Genomic DNA, 19,608 nt, shown 5'->3' with positions numbered 1-19,608 from the left:
TAAAGCAATTTATCGTCGTTCTTCTGTTAATTCTTACCCCCTACACTCGAAAAACAACGCAACCGCGTGATTGTGGAGAGTGTATCGATGAAACGGTTAATCCCAACCTTATTATATGGCGCGCTGGCGACCGCTTTCGGCGCGCAGGCCGCCACCCCGCCGGATACCTTGGTGGTGGTCAGTTCGCTCGAGGGCATCATCAGCCTCGATCCGGCGGAGAGCTTTGAAACCGTCAGCTCGGCCAATCTGGTCAATCTCTATCAGCGCCTGGTGGCGCCGGATCGCGGTGCGCCGCAAAAGTTGGTGCCGGACGCCGCCGCCCGTTGGCAAGCGGGCGCCGATGGGCGCAGCCTGATCTTTACCCTGAAGCCGCAACAACGTTTCGCTTCCGGCAATCCGCTGCGTCCCGAGGACGTGATTTACTCACTGGTGCGTGCGGTGAAGCTGAACAAGGCGCCGTCCTTTATTCTCGCTGAGTTTGGCTGGACGCCGGATAACGTCGAGCAGCAGCTGAAGAAGATCGGGGATAACCAGGTGCAGCTCAGTTGGTCGGCCAACATCGGCAGCGAGCTGGCGCTGCGGCTGCTGACGGCGAACGTGGCTTCGATCGTGGATGAGAAGCTGTTGAGCGAACACGCGCAGCAGGGGGACTTCGGGAACGCCTGGCTGCGCAACCATTCGGCCGGCGGCGGCCCGTATCGGGTGAATAACTATGTGCCGCATGAGGCACTGCTGTTTGGCCGCAACGATTACGCGCCGTCGCCGGCCCGGTTGAAAACGGTGTTATTCAAGAACGTCAGCGATGCCGGCACCCGCCGTTTACTGTTGCTGAAGGGGGATGCCGACGTGGCCTACGATCTGGGCGCTGACCAGTTCGACTCGCTGCGCAAAGCGCCGGGCGTGCGCATTGAGCAGGCCGATGCGCCCAAGGTGTATTACCTCGGTTTCAATACCGGCAGCAAAGACAACCCGGCGCTGGGCAATCCGGCGCTGTGGCAGGCGGCGCGCTGGTTGGTGGATTATCAGAGCATCGCCGAACGGTTGCTGAAAGGGCAATATCGCGTGCATCAGGCCTTCTTGCCGCAGGGCTTGGACGGTGCGCTCGACGAGCGGCCGTTTAAGCTCGATGTGGACAAGGCCAAACAGATCCTGCGCGATGCCGGCATCAACGAGGGCACAAGCATCAGCCTGATCGTCATCAACCAGCCGCCGTATACCGACATCGCGCAGGCGCTGCAGGCCAGCTTTGCGCAGGCTGGGCTGCGGCTGGACATTCATCCGGTGGTGGAGAGCGATCTGTGGGGCAAGATGCGCGGCCGCGATTTCCAGGCGATCTTCACCTATTGGGGCGCCGACTATCTGGATCCGAACACCAACGCCAGCGCCTTTGCCTACAATGTGCCGGGCGGGCCGAAGACCCTGGCCTGGCGCACCCAGTGGAGCATTCCCGCCATCAGCGCGGAAACGCGTGCGGCGGCTGCGGAAGGCGACAGCGCAGCGCGCAGCGCACGTTACGCCGCGCTGCAACGGGAACTGCAGGCCAGTTCGCCTTATGTGCTGGCGCTGCAGGGGCAAACGCTGGTGGCATTACGGGACAATGTTGAAGATGCCCGGGTGGATATCGCCAACAGCATGCTGTATTTGGATCGGGTGAATAAAACGCAGCCGTGAACGAAAAATGCCCCCTCGCCGCCGAGAGGAGAGGGGGCCTGGCCGGTGTTAACGCGGCGAGCTCACCACGGCGTGCCGGCGAGATTCAGCTTATTGAGGATTGTCGGCAGGCTGTCGGTCACCAGCGCCTGCAGATCGCCGTACCAAAACTGCTGCACGCCGACCTGGTTGATATACAGATAGGACGCGATGCCCAGCGAGAAGCACAGCAACGTTAGCAGCACCCGGCTTATCGCGTCTTTCAGATTGCCGCATACCATCACCATAAAGATCAGCACGAAGATCATCATGTTGAATGAATAACGGTTGGCCACCTCTTCAAAGCTGATGGTGGCGAAGAACACCGCGCAGTTATAAAGGAACATCAGGCGCACGGCATAGGCGGCTTGTACAAACTGAGGCGATGGCGTGCGGAACTTGTAGCGGGCGAATTGATACAGCGCCTCCACCACGCCGACGTACAGCAGCGTGATTTGGATTTTGCGCACCGGGTTATTACCGAAGTCGCCGCTGACGTAGGCTTCGGCGCGCGAGGCCAGAAAGTCGTTGCCGACGACGGCAATCAGTTTAGGCATCAGCACCGCGCCGCCGAGGTAACAGGCGGCGAACAGCGCCAGCACCGGCAGAGTGCCCACGGTGCGCCAGCGCGCGGGCAGCAGCAGATAGGGCAGAAACAGGAAAGCGGAAAAATGGCTGAAGGACGCCATCACGATCCAGAGCAGCATGCGGCCGCGGTGCTGTTCCGACACGGCCAGCACCAGGAAAGAGAGCGCCAGCCCCTGCCGCAACAGGTTGCCGTACAGCCCCTGGAAATTGTACTGGCAGCAGAACAAAAACAGGATCACGGCAAAGTAAGTGCGCGACAGGCGGTAAACGCCCAGCGCCAGCAGCGAAAAGCTGATAAGGAAGAAGGCGGCGAATGCGCCATTACCGACGCCAAACCAGGTGGCAGTCAGTTTAAACAACAGGTGCGAGACAAAGTCGGTGCCGGAAAACTGCGCCAACCAGTCCATCAGGCCGTAGCCGCTGTACTGCTGCATCTCAAGGTAGTAGTTCACCTTGTCGTTCATCACCGGCTCGAGGTTCTTCGTCGCCAGCGGCACCGCGGATATCACGGTCAGCAGCAGGAAGGCGGTGAGATTCAGCACGCGATCGGGTTGCTGGCGCAGCAGCATAAAGGCGGCGATCAAGCCGCTGCAAATCACCAACGATAAATAGGGGGCGAACCAAACGCCTGTGATGGCGACGGCGCCCAGCAGCAGCCATTGCACGGAAGAATGCGCCTGTTCGCTGTCGGGAAGGGCGGCGAGTGGCCTGACCGGGTTTTGCATGGGATGCTCCATGGCGTGATCCAGCTGGGGAACATAACACCGGGGTCTAAAGGGACACAGTGAGTTTTGGTGAAATAGGCAAAATTTCACCGGGTTATCATCCCTTGCCGGCAGCGGAAAAATGGCCGTCGGCGAGGCTGGGTAAAAACGGTGCGAAATGCGCAGAACCGCGTTCTGCCTCGATTTCATGTGGGGCTGATGCTGTGAAATAAATGAAATTCCACTGCGGGCCAGGTGAGCCGGGACCGGGCAGCAGGCATAGCCAGCCGGCCGCCGCTAACCCGATACCGAAAGGTTGCGGCGTTCGCCAGGCTCGGCGGTTGTGCAGGCCACGCGCCAACGCGACGCCCAATCCGAACGCCGCCGCCAGAAAGACCAGCAGCGGCAACATCGTCCAGCCAAGCCAGGCGCCCAGCGCCGCCAGCAGTTTGAAATCGCCTTGGCCGATGCCGTCACGCCGCCGCGTCAGCCGGTAGAGCGCATTGAGCAGCCATAACGCGCCGTAACCGGCGACGGCACCCAGCACGGCGTCTTCCAGCGGCGCCCAGCGAGCGTCAAGGTTGCACAGTAGCCCGCCCCACAGCAGCGGCTGAGTCAGTCGATCCGGCAGCCACCGATGGCGCCAGTCCAGCCAGACCAGGGCGATCAGGAGCGCCGCGGCTGGCACTAACCCCCATCGAGGCGCTGCAGCCAGGCTCAGGGGCAGCGTCGCCAACGCAAGCCCCAGTGCCGTCAGCAGCGGCCCCTGAAGGCGCAACCTCTGTGGGCGACCGTTGACGCCCTCCACGCGTTCCAGCCACGTGATGAGCGCGAAGGCGATCAGGCCCGCCGACAGCAGCGCGGTGAAAAACAGCGCGTGCCACAGTAAAGAAAGCAACATCCGGACTCCGCCAGTCGTAGAACAGACGGCTAAAATAACGGCAAAATGCGTATTTCATCAGGGGAAAACGCGGTTGGTTGTGAGGAATGCGCAGGCGTTCGCATCGCCACGCTGCGTATTGCAGGGGTGTACACTGCCCTGCGCGGTGGCGCGCAGCCACGGGGTACTGTGCTTTTTATCGGCAAAATCGGCGCTAAAATGCGGTGAATTCACCTGGCGGCCGGAATGGATCGGTAAAGGGTACAAGTGACGACGTCACTGGGGAGCGATTGGGGTTTATCCTATTGTTTCTGCTCGTCAAGCCGTTAGGCTATGAGGACATAGGCGCCCCCGCCGGGCTGGGGGGCGTGAGGTTTTTCAGCGCTGTCGCGGGAATGGCGGCGGCAAAGCAGTGGGTTGGCGTGCTCCAGGAAGGAGGGAAGCCAACGGTGTCATGAAAGACGTCATTCAGGCAGTACTCATCAAGACTAAAAAACGATTCTGGCGCCGACGCCAGACGGCGTGGCTGGCCGGGCCGCTGGTGTGGCTGGCCGGCGCGGCGCCCGCGTGCGCCGAATCCCCACCGGCGCCGGACAGCGTTATCTCTTCCGAACAGGCCGGCGCAGATCCGGCGGCGAACTTGCCCGAACTGGGCGGTGCGCCCGACGACGCCGCGCGCGAGAAGCAGTGGGCCGAGATGGCCAAACAGCTCGGCGAAAAAGATCTGAACAACGTTTCACGTCAGCAGATGCGCAGCCGCGCTGAAGATTATTTGCTGGGGCAGGCGACCGGCGCGCTGCAGCAACAGGCGCAAGAACTGCTGTCTCCGTTGGGAACCGCCCGGCTGTCGCTGAAGATGAACGGCGAGGGCGATTTTACCGGCAGCAACGGCCAGCTCTTCAGCCCGTTGTACGACGTCGATGGGTTGTTGACCTACAGCCAAATCGGCTGGCTGCAGCAAAGCACCGGGGCGCTCGGCAATGTCGCGCTGGGGCAACGCTGGATCGCCGGTGACTGGCTGCTGGGTTACAACACGGCGCTCGACAGCGATTTCGCCCGGCAGCGCAATCGCGGCAGCGTGGGGGCGGAAGCCTGGGGGGACTACCTGCGTTTCTCCACCAACTATTACTATCCGCTGTCGGCGCTGTCGCAACAGCCCGGCGATGGGGTATTTTTCAACCGTCCGGCGCGCGGTTACGACATCACGACGCAGGGCTATTTGCCGTTCTATCGCCAAATCGGCGGTTCGCTCAGCTATGAACAGTACCTGGGCGAGAATGTCGATCTGTTCGGCAGCGGCAAGAAACAGAACGATCCGCGCGCGATGCAGCTGGGGCTCAACTATACCCCGGTGCCGCTGGTGACGATGAAGGCGTTGCATAAGATTGGTGCGGGCGGGCAGAGCCAGGATCAGGTGGAATTGGCGCTGAGCTACCGTCTCGGGGTGCCGCTGGTCAAGCAGATTTCGCCGGAGTATGTGGCGCAGGCCAAGTCGCTGCGCGGCAGCCGCTACGATCCTGTCGAACGTAAAAACGTGCCGGTGCTGGAGTTCCGCCAGCGCAAGACGCTGCAGGTGTTCCTGGCCACGCCGCCGTGGAGCCTGCAGGCGGGGGAAACCGTGCCGCTGGTGTTGGAAATCAAGGCGTTGCACGGGATTTCTCACGTCAGCTGGCAGGGGGATACGCAGGCGCTGAGCCTGACGCCGCCGCACAATGCCAACGACCCGCAGGGCTGGACGGCGATCGTGCCGCCGTGGGATGACGCCCCGGGCGCCGCCAACAGCTATCGGCTGTCGGTCACGCTGGAGGACGACAAACAGCAGCGCGTGACGTCTAACTGGATAGAACTGAAAGTGGCGCCGCCGCTGACGGCGACCGCCGGTGATGAAGCGGATCAGCCGCCGATCCAAACCCTGACGCCGCCGCCGATCCCGGCGCAAACCGGGCCGCTGTACGGCGACGATTAACCGTTTTTACCCTGCAACACCCACACGGCGGCCTCGACGCGGGATTTCAGCTTCATCTTTTTCAGCAGGTGTTTGACGTGTACCTTGACGGTGCTTTCCGTGATGGTCAGGCGGCGGGCGATCAGCTTGTTCGGCAGCCCCTGGGCGATCAGCTTCAGGATATCCCGTTCGCGCGGCGTCAGTTGCTGAATATCGCGCTCGGCGCTTGGGCGGTTTTCCCGCAGGCTGGCGGCGAGGATCGGCGTCAGCGTTTCGCTGAGCACCATCTGCCCGGCCGCCGCCTGATGCAGTGCCTTCAGCAGATCCTCCGGCTCCATGTCTTTCAGCAGATAGCCATCGGCGCCCCGCTTGAGCGCGCTGACGACGTCGTCTTCATGGTTGGATACGCTGAACACCACGATGCGCCCCGACAGATCGGTCTGGCGCAGGCGATCCAGCGTTTCCAGCCCGTTGATGCCGGGCATGTTCAGGTCGAGCAGGATCAGATCCGGATCGTGCTGCTCCGCCAGCGCGACCCCTTGTTCACCGTTGCTGGCCTCGGCGATGACCTGCAGGCGAGCGTCCATGCCGATCAGCTGTTTTACGCCGTTGCGCAGCATGGGGTGGTCGTCGATCAGTAAGATGGTGGCGGCGGTTTCTGTCGTCATGGTGTCTCCGTTAGTCGATGGCGTGGTTATCCGGCGTGAAGCTGACCCGCACCTCGGTGCCGCCGCCGCTGCGCGGTAAAATGTCGCAGCGGCCGTGCAGGCTCTTGGCGCGATCGCGCATGATGATCAAGCCGTAATGGTCGGGGCGAGAGGTCTCGGCCGGCAGGCCGCGTCCGTTGTCGCATACGCTCAGGGTCACTTCGCCGCGTTTATTGATGACCTGAATGCTTACCTCGCTGGCGGCGGCATGCTTAAGGATGTTGCTGAGCGCCTCGCGGGCGATCTGCAGCAGGTGTATGGCCTGATAGGCCGGCACCGTGCGCGGCCCCAGCTGATAATCGAGGCTGATGGTCAGGCCCAGTTTGGGGTTGAACTCCGCGACCGTCGATTGCAGCGCCGCCAGCAGACCCGGTTCGGTCAACTGCAGACGGAAGGTGGTCAGCAGTTCGCGCAGTTGGCGATAGGCGCCGTTCAGCTCTTCACGCATCTGTTGCACCAGCGCCTGGCTGGCGGCAGAGAGCGTTTCCCCCTGCATCTGCAGACAGGCGATCTGCATTTTCAGGCAGGAGAGCGATTGGGCGATGGAGTCGTGCAGCTCGCGGGCGATCGCCGCCCGTTCCTCCATCAGCATCAGCTGCTGCTGGTGGTCGACCTGACGTTCGATGGCCAGCACGCTGGTCAGCTGTTCCACCAGGGTATTGATCAGTTGGCGATGTTCATCGTTCAGCGGTTGCTGCGGCGCATGTTGCGCCACGATCACGCCGTAGTCGCCGAGCTTGTCGCTCAGGCTCCAGCTCAGCGACGGATTGTTGGGATACTGGCGGTCGCTGTCGTTCAGGCAGGCGCTGCACACCGGGTTATGGCAATGCTCCGGCCTTAGCGGTTGGTTGCCGCTCAGCTGCAGCAGCGGTTCCCGGCTGTCGTTTTCATACAGCCGCACCTGAATGGCGCGCAGCGGCGTCAGGGTTTGCAATTGGTTGAGCAGCGGCGTCAGGCGACTGCACAGCGGCTCGCTGGCGTGCAGCTGGCGGCTGGCGCGATAGAGGAAGCTCAGCACCTGATTTTTCTGCTGCAGGTCGGCGGTCTTCTCGGCCACGCGCTGCTCCAGCCCGCTGTAGGTGGCCGACAGCTCGTCGGACATGGTGTTCAACGCGCCGCCGAGCGACGCCATTTCATCCTGATGGCCGCGCTGCGCAAAGCGGCGGCTAAAATCACCGCGGCCTACCGCCAGGGCCATCTCCACCAGTTGCCGCCAGGGATGCAGCAACCGGCGCCGCAGGTAGCAGGTGGTGCCGATCAACAGCAGCAGCGTCAGCGCAATAAAGCCGGCCTGCACCAGCGTCACCATCAGCAGGCGGCGTTCGGTTTGCCTGTCGATATCCGACACCAGCTTGTCCAACAACCGCACGAAGTGCGCGACCTGGGGCGCGGCGTCGGCCGGCTGCTGCGCGCTGCGCAGGCGAGGTTGCAGCGTCTGTTGCCAATAGTCGCGCAGGGCGTTGAAAGGCTGCGTCAACCCTTCCTGCTCCACCGAACGCTGCAGGTCGGGGCTGTTTTCGTCGCGCTCCAGTTCCCGGATCAGCGCTTCGTGCCGTTCATCCAGCGGCACCTGCGCCAGCAGCCGGTAGCTTTGCATGCGCAGCGAGCCGGCCTTGTTGATGGCGTGCGCGTTGCCCTGAATGCTTTGCGACATCCAGGCGGAAATCCCCATGCCGGCCACGCCCAGCATGCCCGACAGCAACATCAGCAGGGCGACCTGATTCACGATCGAAAGCGGGGCCAACAGGCGTTTCATAAGTGCGGATTCCTGGCGTTTGGCGCCGCTGAAGCTCAGGGGCGAAGGCGGCGATGGGGCTAAACAAGTCACGATTCAGCCGTATTTTTGATTATCCCTGCGCATAACCCCATACCTCGAATGAAGTACCCATTAGTTTCCAGGGGCGCGTCGAGACGGCAAGAAAACGAAAGTGATAGTGATTAGTTGATTGATTTAAATGGATTTAATTTTTGGTTAGGGCGTACCCCTAAGGGGATGAAGGCGCCATTTCCGCCGCCAACTACTTGCATGCGGGTTGATATACATCAACTTTGCCGCCGGGGCCGCCCCCTAGGGTGTGCGGAATGATCCCCCGTGTCTGAGGTTTTTATGTCGCAACTTGCAACGCCTTCATCAAAGAAAACCGGTGCGCTGATTCAGGACTGGCGCCCTGAAGACAGCGCTTTTTGGCAGCAGCGTGGCCAGCGCATCGCCACCCGCAACCTGTGGATTTCCATTCCGTGTCTGCTGCTGGCATTCTGCGTCTGGATGCTGTTCAGCGCCGTCGCGGTCAACCTGAACAAGGTCGGCTTCAATTTTACCACCGACCAGCTGTTTCTCCTGACGGCGCTGCCGTCGGTCTCGGGCGCCATTTTGCGCGTACCGTATTCCTTCGTGATCCCGCTGTTTGGCGGCCGTCGCTGGACCGCCATCAGCACCTGCTTCCTGCTGGTGCCCTGCCTGTGGCTCGGGTTTGCGGTGCAGGACAGCAGTACGCCGTACAGCGTGTTCGTCATTATTTCCCTGCTGTGCGGTTTCGCCGGCGCCAACTTTGCCTCCAGCATGGCCAACATCAGCTTCTTCTTCCCGAAAGCGCGTCAGGGCGGGGCGTTGGGGCTCAACGGCGGGTTGGGCAATCTGGGCGTCAGCGTCATGCAGCTGGTCGCGCCGCTGGCGATTTCCTTCAGCCTGTTCGGCCTGTTTGGCGGCACGGCGCAAAACCAGGTGGAGGGGGGCCAGCTGTGGCTGGAAAACGCCGCCTGGATCTGGGTGCCGTTCCTGCTGGTCGGCACGTTGGCGGCCTGGTTCGGCATGAACGATCTGGCGGCGGCCAAGGCATCACTGCGTCAGCAACTGCCGGTGCTCAAGCGTGGGCATCTGTGGATGCTGAGTCTGCTGTATCTCGCGACCTTTGGCTCTTTCATCGGTTTCTCCGCCGGCTTCGCCATGCTGTCGAAGACGCAGTTCCCCGACGTGGTGATCTTGCATTACGCGTTTTTCGGGCCGTTCCTGGGGGCGCTGGCGCGGCCGGTCGGCGGCGCGTTGTCTGACCGTTTCGGCGGTGTGCGGGTGACGTTGATCAACTTTGTGGTCATGGCCGTTTTTGCCGCGCTGTTGTTCCTGACCTTGCCGAGTGCGGGCGAGGGCGGGTCGTTCATCGCCTTCTACGGTATCTTTATGGTGCTGTTCCTCACTGCGGGGCTGGGCAGCGGATCGACTTTCCAAATGATCGCCGTTATTTTCCGCAAAATCACCGTCGATCGCGTTAAAGCGGCCGGCGGCAGCGATGAAAGCGCGCAGCGTGAGGCGGTAACCGATTCCGCCGCCGCATTGGGCTTTATCTCGGCGATTGGCGCCGCCGGCGGCTTCTTCATTCCGCAGGCCTTTGGCACCTCACTGGCGCTGACCGGTTCACCTGCGGGCGCGATGAAAGTGTTCCTGGTGTTTTACATTTTGTGCGTCGTGATCACCTGGGCGGTGTATGGCCGCAAGAAAAAAGCCTGAGTGTCAAACGACTTTCTCTATCCCTCCCGACAGGGGAGGGATATTTCGTTCATACCGAAACTTCTCTCTTCTCCTCCTCAGTGAAATTTTCTGCCTTTAGGTAAAATTCTCACCCCCGCTTGCCGTTTTTTTCTTTTTTTATAGTTATATCTCTCAATGTATGAATCCTTTCTCACAAAAGGTTTATATTATTCACGCGGTTTTTTCGTTTTGTTGAGCGTGTTCTTACTATTAAACAATTAATGCTTTTTCCTGCGTTTAAATGAAATTGCTTAGGAGAATACCTAATTGATGTGCGTATTATAAAATCAGCAATAGGGTTTTGTCTTAGATGCTGCGCCCGTTGGATGGAATGAACGCCGGAGTTAAATCAGATAACTCTCATTCTGTTTTTTCCGTCTTTTTGTAGTCTATCTGACGTTCAGATTAGGTGGAAAAACAGAATGAACTCAGGGCGAAGAATGAAATTTCACAATTTCATTCGATTAACAATCAAGCAACGCCGTTAGTTTTTTCTTTCTAAATCAAAGAGGTGCTAGTTTGAATTTTACGGTAGCCAGGAAAGAAATCCATGTTACCAACAGGGAAATAGAGTCGTTTGGATAAACGGAACATCCTGAATCAGGCTTAATGTAAAAAATGAAATCAGAAAATTTTTATAAAAGCCAATATCCGATGAATGCAACCTGTTGAGTTTACATTTAATTTCTTGAACATTTTTTGATATTTCTATACAAAGTGTGCAGGACAGGCACGCTAAGGAAATTAAAAGTGAATCTTGATAAAAGAATAAAGATTAGGAATCTCGATGTTCTGACTCCTGCCGGGGGGAAATTCCGTCTGCGTTGGAAGGAGTATCAAATTCTTTCGCTGCTTGTCGCCAGATCCCCCGAGCTGGTTACCCGAACGGAAATTATAGAAAATATCTGGAAAGGAACCTATTGTTCAGATTCAACGATAAATCAAACAATTAAATCCATTCGTCAGAAAATTAGCGATTCGGAACACACGCTTATCAGAACCATTCCACGCTTGGGTTACAAGGTGGAAAATCAAGCGGCTTTTCACTTTATATCTGAAGATGAAGACTACGCCGATGATGATATATTAAACAGTAACGATGATATTGACGTTGATATTCAAGCGGAACTTTCTGAAAGTGAAAATGAATCGCCTGTAGCCAACGACGAGAAAATAGTTAAGCCGCGTAAATCGACCCTCGTTTCTGCGCCTGTTGCGGCGATGGATTCCTCTCAAGATCCGGCGCATGAAAAGAAGTCGCTATCCGTGCGCCGCTTTTTCAGCGTGCCTGCCAGTCGCGTGGTGAAATACCTGACGGTGTTCGCCTCGTTACTGGTTATTTCACATTTTTCATATGTCCTGGGCAACCAAACCCGTCCGCCGGTAATCAATGATATTCAGAACAACACGCGCGTGGTGTTGACGCTGACGCTGAATAATCCCCATACCAACAGCCCGCAAACGCTGTTCTGTCTGTACCAGGGAGAGAACATGGATCAGGCCACCATCGAATGTGTCGATCCTAAACAAGGCCAGCTGAAATTGCCGGTAAAATATGAGACCTCTTCCTCCACCGGTAAAGGTCGGATTAATCTCATATTGCCGAATAAAACCTTGCAATATCAAGTTGCTTACGATGTTAAAAATTAGCGCTGAATGAGGTTTTATCTATAGCGATAATTTTACATTTGATGAAATCTTTTATTTCATTATTTGTTATTTGAAAGCCAGGTTCGATTTGTCCAGTCTGGAACTCATTACCTAACGCGTATTAGCGCCTGTCCCAATCGGGTGACGGGAATAATGAGAACCTGCTGAGTGACAAATTATGGATAAGCGTAAAGTAGCTATTATCGGGGGTTCCGGTTTTATCGGAACACGCCTGGCGAAACGTCTCAGTAAGCGCGATGATCTGACATTGGTCATCGTCGATAAGCAACCCAGTGCACATTTTCCATCCCTTTATCAGTATGGCGATGTGACTCAACCTCAGACTTTGCAAGAACCGCTGGCGGGCTGTGACGCCATCATTAATCTGGCGGCGGAGCATCAGGACAATGTCGATCCCATTTCGCTCTATTATCAGGTCAATGTCGAAGGCGCACGTCATGTCTGCATGACCGCCTCTGCATTGAATATCCGCCAAATCATTTTCACCTCCTCGGTCGCCGTTTACGGGTTCGTCAAGCAGGAAACCGGCGAAGAAGGGCGTTTCGAACCTTTCAACCATTACGGCAAGTCCAAGCTCGAGGCGGAATATGTTTATGAGGCCTGGCGCAAGGCAGACGCCGCAAATAAATTGACCATCATCCGTCCGACGGTGGTGTTCGGCGAAGGCAACCGCGGCAACGTGTATAACCTGTTCCGCCAGATCGCCAGCGGCCGTTTCGTGATGATTGGCAGCGGCAATAATATGAAGTCGATGGCTTACGTCGAGAATATTGCTGCACGGCTGGAGCATGCGTTGGATCAGCAGTCCAGTTATCAGGTCAGCAACTATGTCGATAAACCGGACTTTACGATGAATCAGCTGGTCGACGTTATTTCCTCTTCATTGGGCAGAGAAAATAAGACGATTCGCATTCCTTACGCCTTGGGAATATGCGGCGCAACCGCATTGGATGTCGTGAGTAAAATAAGTCGCAAGAAATTTCCAATCAGTCGCGTCAGAGTGCAGAAATTCTGCGCCAGAACGCAATTTAAAAGCAATGTGCAGAATAATTTCGTGGCGCCGGTCGAACTTGATTCGGCAATCGAAAGAACCATTAAACATGAGTTTTCTGATAGATAACTTAATCGCACGCTGACGTTATTTCGATATTTTCGCTGACAAGCGGATAAATCTGCATTTTCAGGATTAGCGCATGCTGACTTATATCCTGGCCGGATCAATTTTGTTTTTGTTAATAGCGCATTGGGAGCTGTAACTCAAGGGCGGTAGCGTGCTTATTCGCTGGAGGAACGATGTTATATCAACTGAGCGTGATATTTGTGCTGGCGGTGGCGTGGGTGCTTATTGCCCGCCGCGCCGCCTTGGTGGTGGGGTTAGTGGATAAGCCCAATGCGCGCAAGCAACATCTGGGGCACATTCCGCTGGTCGGCGGCATCGCCGTGTACCTGACGCTGATGCTGATGACGCTGTGGCAACCCGCCTGGCTGCCCGAAAGCACGATCTACCTGCTGTGCATAACGGCGCTGGTGGTGTTGGGCGTGCTGGATGACCGCTTTGATCTGCCCGTGGCGCCGCGCGTCATGGTGCAGGGAGGGATCGCGCTGGCGATGATGCTGGCGGCAGGGATGCAACTCTCCTCGCTGGGTTATGTCTGGGGGCATCAGGAAGTGATGCTCGGCTATGGCGCGTTGCTGCTCACGCCGCTGGCGGTATGGGGAGCGATCAATGCCTACAACATGGTGGATGGCATCGATGGGCAGTTGGGCGCATTGTCCTGCGTCACCTTCGTCGCGCTGGCCATCGTGTTCGGGCTGGGCGGCCGGGAAGACCTGGCGCTGTGGTGTCTGGGCCTGATCGCCGCTCTGGCGGCTTATCTGCTGTTCAACCTGAGTCTGTTCGGTGCGCGCAGCAAGATCTTTATGGGGGACGCCGGCAGCATGGTGATCGGCTTCAGCGTGCTGTGGCTGGTGTTGCTGGCGACCCAGGGACCGCAGGCGGTGATGCGCCCGGTGACCGCGCTGTGGCTGATCGCCATTCCTCTGATGGACATGGTGACGGTGATGGTGCGCCGCCTGCTGCGCCGCCAAAGCCCATTCAAAGCGGGGCGCGATCATTTGCACCATATTCTGATGCGTCGCGGACTGAATGCGCGCCAGGCGCTGGCGATGAGCACCATGCTGGCGGTGACGCTGGCCTGCATCGGCATCTGCAGCGAAGTGCTGAAACTGCAAGAGAGTTTGATGCTGGTGGCGTTTCTGCTCTGTTTTTGCGGCTATTTCGCCCTGTTGCGCGAGCCGCGTCAGGCGACGGTGTTCAGCGATAATCCGACCGTCGGCCGTTAATCCCCTCACGGGCTGCGGCGGCAGCCCGTTTATCACGGTACTTCCATGAATTTTCATTTGCCTCTTTTGATGCCGTTGGCCTTTACCTCCGCGCTGTTGAGCGGGTGTACGGTGATTCCCGGCTCACATTTACCTACCAGCGGAAAAGCCGTCGTCGTGCAGCAAGACGACGGTTTTGATTTGAATAACCAGGTGCAGGTCTACCGCATGTCGCCGATGTTGCTGCAGAAAATGCGGCGCGTAGAACCGGTCGCCCGGCCGAACCCGGCGCTGGATCAGCGGCTGCAGAACTATCAATACCGTATCGGCGTCGGCGACGTGTTGAACGTCACTGTCTGGGATCACCCTGAGCTGACTACGCCGGCCGGGCAGTACCGCAGCGCCAGCGACACCGGTAACTGGGTCCATGCCGATGGCACGATTTTTTATCCCTATATCGGGCGAGTGGCGGTGGTGGGCAAAACCGTCACCGAAGTGCGCAGCCTGATCGCCGGCCGTCTGGCGCAGTATGTGGAAAGCCCGCAGGTGGATGTCAGCATCGCCGCTTTCCGTTCGCAGAAGGCTTATGTGACCGGTGAGGTGAAAACCTCCGGCCAGCAGGCGATCACCAACGTGCCGCTGACCATCCTGGATGCGATCAACGCCGCCGGCGGCCTGACGGAGAACGCCGACTGGCGCAACGTGGTGCTGACCCATCAGGGCAAGGATCGGGCCATCTCGCTGCAGGCGCTGATGCAGCGCGGCGACATCAGTCAGAACGCGTTGCTGCAGCCGGGTGACATCCTTTACGTCCCGCGCAATGACGAACTGAAAGTGTTCGTGATGGGCGAAGTGGGCAAGCAAGCGACGCTGAAGATGGATCGCAGCGGCATGACGTTGACCGAGGCCCTCGGCTCTTCCGAAGGGATCAGCCAGACGGTCGCGGATGCGACCGGGGTATTTGTGATCCGGCCGAGCGGCGGCAAAACGCCGCAGCGGCTGGCGACGCTGTATCAGTTCGATCTTTCCGACGCCAGCGCGCTGACGATGGGCGCTGAATTTCAGCTGCAACCTTACGACGTCGTGTACGTCACTGCGGCGCCGGTCGCGCGCTGGAACCGTTTGATCAGCCAGCTGGTGCCGACCATCAGCAGCTTTAACGATCTCAGCGAGGCTACCTTGCGCGTGCGCAACTGGTAAATCCGCAGGATGAATAAGGAACAGAAGATGAAGAACAATGCGCTGTCCGTGATGGTGGCCGAACAAGATGAAAAGCTGGAGTGGGAGCGTCTGGTAGGGCCGCTTTGGGATAACCGCTGGCGGATCGCCGTCGTAACCGGCGTGGCCGGCGCGCTGGGCGTCGCCTATGCCCTGTTGGCGACCCCGGTGTATCAGGCCACGGCGGTGGTGCAGGTGGAGAAACAGCTGTCCGGCGACTCGCTGCTGCGCGAAACGCTGGACAGCTCGATGGGGCAGAATTCGGCGACGCAGGATGAAGTGACGCTGGCCAAGTCGCGCTACGTGCTCGGCAAAACGGTGGATGCCCTTGGCCTGACGGTGCGCGTCGAGCCGGACTATTTCCCGGTATTCGGTAAAGGTTTTGCCCGACTGAGCGGCGAAAAGGCGCCGGTGCTGGACATCACCACGTTGACGACGCCGCCGGAAATGGAGGGCGAAGCGCTGACGCTGACGGTGCGCGATGGGCAGCATTACGAGCTGAGCCATGACGGCGCCAAACTGTTCAGCGGCGCGGTCGGGCAGCCGGTGGCGCAGGGCGGATGGAACATGGCCGTCTCGGCGCTGGACGCGGCGCCGGGCGCCAGCTTCACGGTGGTCAAAGTCGCGCGCCAGAAAGCGGTGGACGATCTGCGCAAAAATCTTGACGTAGTGCCGGGCGGTAAAGACAGCGGCATCATGACCTTTACGCTGCCGAGTGAAGATCCGCAGCGCGCCGAGGCGGTGCTGAAGAACATCACCGACAACTACCTGCAGCAGAACGTGGATCGCAAAACGGAAGAGGCGCAGCGAATGCTGGCGTTCCTGCAAGAGCAACTGCCGCAAACGCAAACCTCGCTCAACAACGCCGAAACCCAGCTCAATCAGTTCCGTCAGCAAAACGACTCGGTGGATCTGTCGCTGGAAGCCAAATCGGTGTTGGACACGCAGGTGCAGCTCGAAGCGCAGCTCAATGAACTGACCTTCAAGGAAGCGGAGATCTCCAAGCTCTATACCCGCGCGCACCCGGCTTACCGGGCGCTGCTGGAAAAGCGCGCCACGCTGGAAGCGGAAAAGGCGCGGCTGGGCAAACAGGTGCAGACGCTGCCGAAAATGCAGCAGGAGATCCTGCGTCTCACCCGAGACGTGCAGGTGGATCAGCAGGTTTACATGCAGCTGATGAACAAGCAGCAGGAGCTGAGCATCAGCAAGGCCGGCACGGTAGGCAACGTGCGCATCATCGATGAAGCGGAAACTGCCATTCGGCCGATCCAGCCGCAAAAGATGCTGATCGTGTTGTTGGCGCTGCTGCTGGGCGCCGGGGGCGCCGCCGCGGTGGTGCTGTTGCGCGCGGCCTTCCACCGCGGCATCAATGATATCGATACGCTGGAGAAGCGGGGCATCAACGTCTACGCCACCGTGCCGCTGTCGCCGTGGCAGGTGAAGCGCAACCGCGAGCAGCGTCATCTGTTGCCCAAATCCGGCGGCCGGCGCCTGCCGATCCTGGCGGTGGCCGAGCCGACGGATCTGTCGGTGGAGGCAATCCGCAGCCTGCGTACCAGCCTGCATTTCGCCATGCTGGAAGCCAAAAACAATATTCTGATGGTCTCCGGCGCCAGCCCGGAAAGCGGCAAGAGCTTCACCAGCACCAACCTGGCGGTGGTAGTGGCGCAGGCCGGGCAGCGGGTGTTGCTGATCGACGCGGATATGCGCAAAGGCTTCCTGCATCGCTGGCTGGCCGAGGATGGACATCGCGGTTTGTCCGACATGCTGGTGGGCGACGTGATGGCGGAACAGGCGGTGCGGAAAACCGCCATCGCCAACCTGGACTTCGTGCCGCGCGGCCAGGTGCCGCCGAATCCATCCGAACTGCTGATGCATCGCCGCTTCGCCGACTTCCTGCGCTGGGCCGGGCAACACTACGATCTGGTGCTGATCGATACGCCACCGATTCTGGCGGTGACGGATGCGGCGATCGTCGGTCATCACGCCGGCACCTCGCTGCTGGTGGTGCGTTTTGAAGTGAACACCGTCAAGCAGATCGAAACCAGCATGCGCCGTTTCGAACAGAATGGCGTGGCGATCAAAGGCGTGATCCTCAACGGCATGGTGAAAAAATCCGCCGCCGATGCGGGTTACTACGCCTTCGCCTATCCGAGCCATCAGGAAGAAAAGGTGCCGTAAGCGCATGAAAGCGATGCTGATGAACTCTTTGTGGTTAATGCTGGAGCGGGTATCGCTGAGTCTGTCGGGGATTTTCGTTTCGGTGTACGTCGCGCGCTATCTCGGGCCGGCGCAATACGGTTTGATTAACTACTTGCTGTCGGTGATCGCCATCGCCGTGCCGCTGGTGCAGCTGGGGGCGGACGCGGTGCTGTTCAACCGCGTCGCCAAACGGCGCCGGAGCGGCATGCGGCTGATGCTGGCTTCGATGCGCATCCGCCGCCAGCTGTTTGCGCTGATCGCGCTGCCGCTGATGGCCTGGACGCTGTTGACGCAGGATCGCACCAACCAAATCATGATGCTGCTGATGTTGATCAGCGCGTATTTCTCCGTGCAGGACGTCTACAAAATCTATTACGACGCGCTGCTGAAGTCGAAGTTGAACACGTTGATCAACAACGTCGCGCTGTTGCTGTCGATCGTGATGCGGCTCGGCCTGGTGTACGCGCAATTGCCGCTGGTGTGGTTTGCGCTGCCCTATGTGCTGAGCAGCCTGCTGCCTTATGCGGTGCGCTGGGTGCTGTTCCGTCGCGAGCAGGCGCAGATGCCGGCGATCAGCGGCAGACACAAACGGCGCTACGGCCGCTACCTGTTCAGCGTCGGCTTGCCGCTGGCGATCTCCAGCCTGTCGATCGTCATTTATACGCGCATCGATCAGATCATGCTGGGCAACTATTTGGGAGAACACAGCGTCGGGCTTTACAGCGCCGCCATCACGCTGAGCCAGGGGTGGGTATTCGTGCCCATCGCGCTGATCATGTCGATGATGCCAGGCGTGGCGAACGCCGGTTCGGAGCAGGAACAAGAGGCGCGCATTCGCCAGCTGTATCTGATGGTGCTGGTGCTTTCGATGCCAGTGATAGCGGTGCTGTCGCTGTTTCCGCAGCAGATAGTCGCGCTGATGTTCGGCGAAAGTTACCGGCAAACGGCGACCATTTTGGCGCTGTGCTCGGTGACGTCGCTGTTCTCGGTGATGGGAACGGTGTCTTACCGCGCCATCGTGCTGTTCAGCGGCTATCGATTCATCGCCATCAAAATGCCGCTGGCGGCGTTGGCCAACGTGGTGATGAATTTCATCCTGATCCCGCGCTACGGGATCATGGGCGCGGCGATATCGACGTTGATCACGGAGTTTATTTCATTCTTTGTGCTCAACAGCTTTTTCAGAGGAGGAAAAATTACGCGTTTGCAGGTGACTTGCTATCGGTGTTTTCCGCAATTAATAGGGAAGGTACGAGAAATATATGTTAAATAATCTGGTGAAAGGGTTATACCGACGTATGCCCGATGCAATATATCATCAGTTAAAATACGCAATGTTTTTCCGCAAGGTGCCGCATCTGGCCCATCCGGTGGGGTACAGCGAAAAACTGATGCGTAGGAAAGTTTATCCACTGGCGATATATACGCAGCTATCTGATAAATATCGGGTGAGAGAGTATATCGAACAGCTATGGGGTAAAGAGTATTTGATCGATCTTTACGCGCACGGCAACGAATTTACGGAAGAGATGTATCAGCAGCTGCCCGAGTCGTTTGTGATTAAAGCCAACCATGGCAGCGGATATAACAAGCTGGTATTTGATAAAAGCCAAACCGGTTATAACGAACTGCGGGTGTTGACCAACAGTTGGCTGCGGCAAAGTTTTTATCAGGTTTATCGCGAGCGGCATTATAAAGATATTCCACCTTGCATCATGGTGGAAAGAATGCTGATCGACGAAGGGCAAATACCGAACGACATCAAGATCCACTGTTTTAATCTTGACGGTGAGGTGCGCTTCTTTATTCAGATCGATTATCAGCGCTTTATCGATCATCGCCGCGATTTCTTTGATGCGGACTGGAACCGCACCGAGATCCGCATGGGCGTGCCGAACAGCGACGTGCCGATGTCGCGCCCCAGCGGGCTAAAGGAGATGCTGCGGCTGGCGCGCCAGGTGGCGGAACAATTCTCGTACGTACGCGTCGATTTTTATCAGGTGCAGGATCGCATTTATTTTGGCGAGCTGACTTTCACCCCGGGGGCCGGATTACAACGGCTGATGCCAGAAACGATTGAACAAGAATGGGGAGGGTATTTTCATACGTAGCTGAAACAGGCCGTTGGCTGCGCGTACTCGACCCGAGGCGGGGGGATA

The 19,608-nt window shown here is 58.3% G+C and carries 14 protein-coding genes; 10 read left to right on the top strand and 4 right to left on the bottom strand.

What is annotated here, in order from left to right; all coding sequences use genetic code 11:
• Positions 1–87 precede the first annotated feature (87 nt).
• The gene (locus tag HWW83_RS03900; RefSeq protein ID WP_089197166.1) at positions 88–1,671 is read left to right on the top strand and encodes an ABC transporter substrate-binding protein; all 1,584 of its coding nucleotides are present in this window, start codon (positions 88–90) and stop codon (positions 1,669–1,671) included.
• Positions 1,672–1,733: 62 nt separating this feature from the next.
• Here the strand turns inward: HWW83_RS03900 and HWW83_RS03895 are convergent, their stop codons facing one another.
• Entirely contained in the window at positions 1,734–3,002 is a 1,269-nt protein-coding gene (locus tag HWW83_RS03895) for an EpsG family protein (protein ID WP_158234561.1), read from the bottom strand.
• Positions 3,003–3,099: 97 nt separating this feature from the next.
• Positions 3,100–3,882: a prepilin peptidase gene (locus tag HWW83_RS03890; protein ID WP_122003922.1), complete on the bottom strand. Its 783-nt coding sequence runs from the start codon at positions 3,880–3,882 to the stop codon at positions 3,100–3,102.
• A gap of 433 nt (positions 3,883–4,315) precedes the next feature.
• On the opposite strand from HWW83_RS03890, the gene HWW83_RS03885 reads away from it, so the two are divergent.
• Positions 4,316–5,827 (top strand): YchO/YchP family invasin, encoded by a 1,512-nt coding sequence (locus HWW83_RS03885; protein ID WP_033643447.1) that lies wholly within the window; start codon positions 4,316–4,318, stop codon positions 5,825–5,827.
• Here the strand turns inward: HWW83_RS03885 and narL are convergent.
• Both narL and narX read right to left on the bottom strand, forming a co-directional pair.
• Complete coding sequence (gene narL, locus HWW83_RS03880) at positions 5,824–6,474, bottom strand: two-component system response regulator NarL (protein WP_033643446.1); 651 nt, start codon at positions 6,472–6,474, stop codon at positions 5,824–5,826. The two genes, HWW83_RS03885 and narL, sit on opposite strands and share 4 nt — an antisense overlap.
• 10 nt (positions 6,475–6,484) lie before the next feature.
• Positions 6,485–8,269: a nitrate/nitrite two-component system sensor histidine kinase NarX gene (gene narX, locus HWW83_RS03875; protein ID WP_033643445.1), complete on the bottom strand. Its 1,785-nt coding sequence runs from the start codon at positions 8,267–8,269 to the stop codon at positions 6,485–6,487.
• 351 nt (positions 8,270–8,620) lie between these two features.
• Here narX and HWW83_RS03870 point away from each other — a divergent pair, with 351 nt between their 5' ends.
• From HWW83_RS03870 to HWW83_RS03835, 8 genes are all read left to right on the top strand, one after another.
• Positions 8,621–10,015, top strand: a complete 1,395-nt coding sequence (locus HWW83_RS03870) for a NarK family nitrate/nitrite MFS transporter (protein WP_033650893.1) — start codon at positions 8,621–8,623, stop codon at positions 10,013–10,015.
• A gap of 771 nt (positions 10,016–10,786) precedes the next feature.
• Positions 10,787–11,686 carry a transcriptional regulator gene (locus HWW83_RS03865; protein WP_176588999.1) on the top strand — a complete coding sequence of 300 codons (900 nt, stop codon included), beginning with the start codon at positions 10,787–10,789 and terminating at the stop codon, positions 11,684–11,686.
• 178 nt (positions 11,687–11,864) lie between these two features.
• Positions 11,865–12,827 carry an NAD-dependent epimerase/dehydratase family protein gene (locus tag HWW83_RS03860; protein WP_033643442.1) on the top strand — a complete coding sequence of 321 codons (963 nt, stop codon included), beginning with the start codon at positions 11,865–11,867 and terminating at the stop codon, positions 12,825–12,827.
• 173 nt (positions 12,828–13,000) lie between these two features.
• Positions 13,001–14,050 (top strand): UDP-N-acetylglucosamine--undecaprenyl-phosphate N-acetylglucosaminephosphotransferase, encoded by a 1,050-nt coding sequence (gene wecA / locus HWW83_RS03855; protein WP_033643441.1) that lies wholly within the window; start codon positions 13,001–13,003, stop codon positions 14,048–14,050.
• 45 nt (positions 14,051–14,095) lie between these two features.
• Positions 14,096–15,229, top strand: coding sequence for a polysaccharide export protein (locus tag HWW83_RS03850; protein ID WP_176588998.1), 1,134 nt, complete (start codon positions 14,096–14,098; stop codon positions 15,227–15,229).
• 27 nt (positions 15,230–15,256) lie between these two features.
• Positions 15,257–17,428 carry a polysaccharide biosynthesis tyrosine autokinase gene (locus HWW83_RS03845; protein WP_108680961.1) on the top strand — a complete coding sequence of 724 codons (2,172 nt, stop codon included), beginning with the start codon at positions 15,257–15,259 and terminating at the stop codon, positions 17,426–17,428.
• 4 nt (positions 17,429–17,432) lie between these two features.
• Positions 17,433–18,722, top strand: a complete 1,290-nt coding sequence (locus HWW83_RS03840; protein WP_033643437.1) for a flippase — start codon at positions 17,433–17,435, stop codon at positions 18,720–18,722.
• The gene (locus tag HWW83_RS03835; protein ID WP_033643436.1) at positions 18,712–19,560 is read left to right on the top strand and encodes an ATP-grasp fold amidoligase family protein; all 849 of its coding nucleotides are present in this window, start codon (positions 18,712–18,714) and stop codon (positions 19,558–19,560) included. Before HWW83_RS03840 ends, HWW83_RS03835 begins: the two co-directional genes overlap by 11 nt.
• Positions 19,561–19,608 lie beyond the last annotated feature (48 nt).

It is taken from the genome of Serratia ureilytica, from assembly GCF_013375155.1.
GTDB classification, from domain to species: Bacteria; Pseudomonadota; Gammaproteobacteria; order Enterobacterales; family Enterobacteriaceae; genus Serratia; species Serratia ureilytica.
Note: the sequence above shows the minus strand (reverse complement) of the source record. Positions and strands in the feature narration are given on the sequence as shown.

Bases quoted from the DNA above. Each gene is read 5' to 3' on its own strand.
- HWW83_RS03900 (WP_089197166.1), top strand. From the start codon at position 88: ATGAAACGGTTAATCCCAACCTTATTATATGGCGCGCTGGCGACCGCT.
- HWW83_RS03895 (WP_158234561.1), bottom strand. From the start codon at position 3,002: ATGCAAAACCCGGTCAGGCCACTCGCCGCCCTTCCCGACAGCGAACAG.
- HWW83_RS03890 (WP_122003922.1), bottom strand. From the start codon at position 3,882: ATGTTGCTTTCTTTACTGTGGCACGCGCTGTTTTTCACCGCGCTGCTG.
- HWW83_RS03885 (WP_033643447.1), top strand. From the start codon at position 4,316: ATGAAAGACGTCATTCAGGCAGTACTCATCAAGACTAAAAAACGATTC.
- narL (WP_033643446.1), bottom strand. From the start codon at position 6,474: ATGACGACAGAAACCGCCGCCACCATCTTACTGATCGACGACCACCCC.
- narX (WP_033643445.1), bottom strand. From the start codon at position 8,269: ATGAAACGCCTGTTGGCCCCGCTTTCGATCGTGAATCAGGTCGCCCTG.
- HWW83_RS03870 (WP_033650893.1), top strand. From the start codon at position 8,621: ATGTCGCAACTTGCAACGCCTTCATCAAAGAAAACCGGTGCGCTGATT.
- HWW83_RS03860 (WP_033643442.1), top strand. From the start codon at position 11,865: ATGGATAAGCGTAAAGTAGCTATTATCGGGGGTTCCGGTTTTATCGGA.
- wecA (WP_033643441.1), top strand. From the start codon at position 13,001: ATGTTATATCAACTGAGCGTGATATTTGTGCTGGCGGTGGCGTGGGTG.
- HWW83_RS03850 (WP_176588998.1), top strand. From the start codon at position 14,096: ATGAATTTTCATTTGCCTCTTTTGATGCCGTTGGCCTTTACCTCCGCG.
- HWW83_RS03845 (WP_108680961.1), top strand. From the start codon at position 15,257: ATGAAGAACAATGCGCTGTCCGTGATGGTGGCCGAACAAGATGAAAAG.
- HWW83_RS03840 (WP_033643437.1), top strand. From the start codon at position 17,433: ATGAAAGCGATGCTGATGAACTCTTTGTGGTTAATGCTGGAGCGGGTA.
- HWW83_RS03835 (WP_033643436.1), top strand. From the start codon at position 18,712: ATGTTAAATAATCTGGTGAAAGGGTTATACCGACGTATGCCCGATGCA.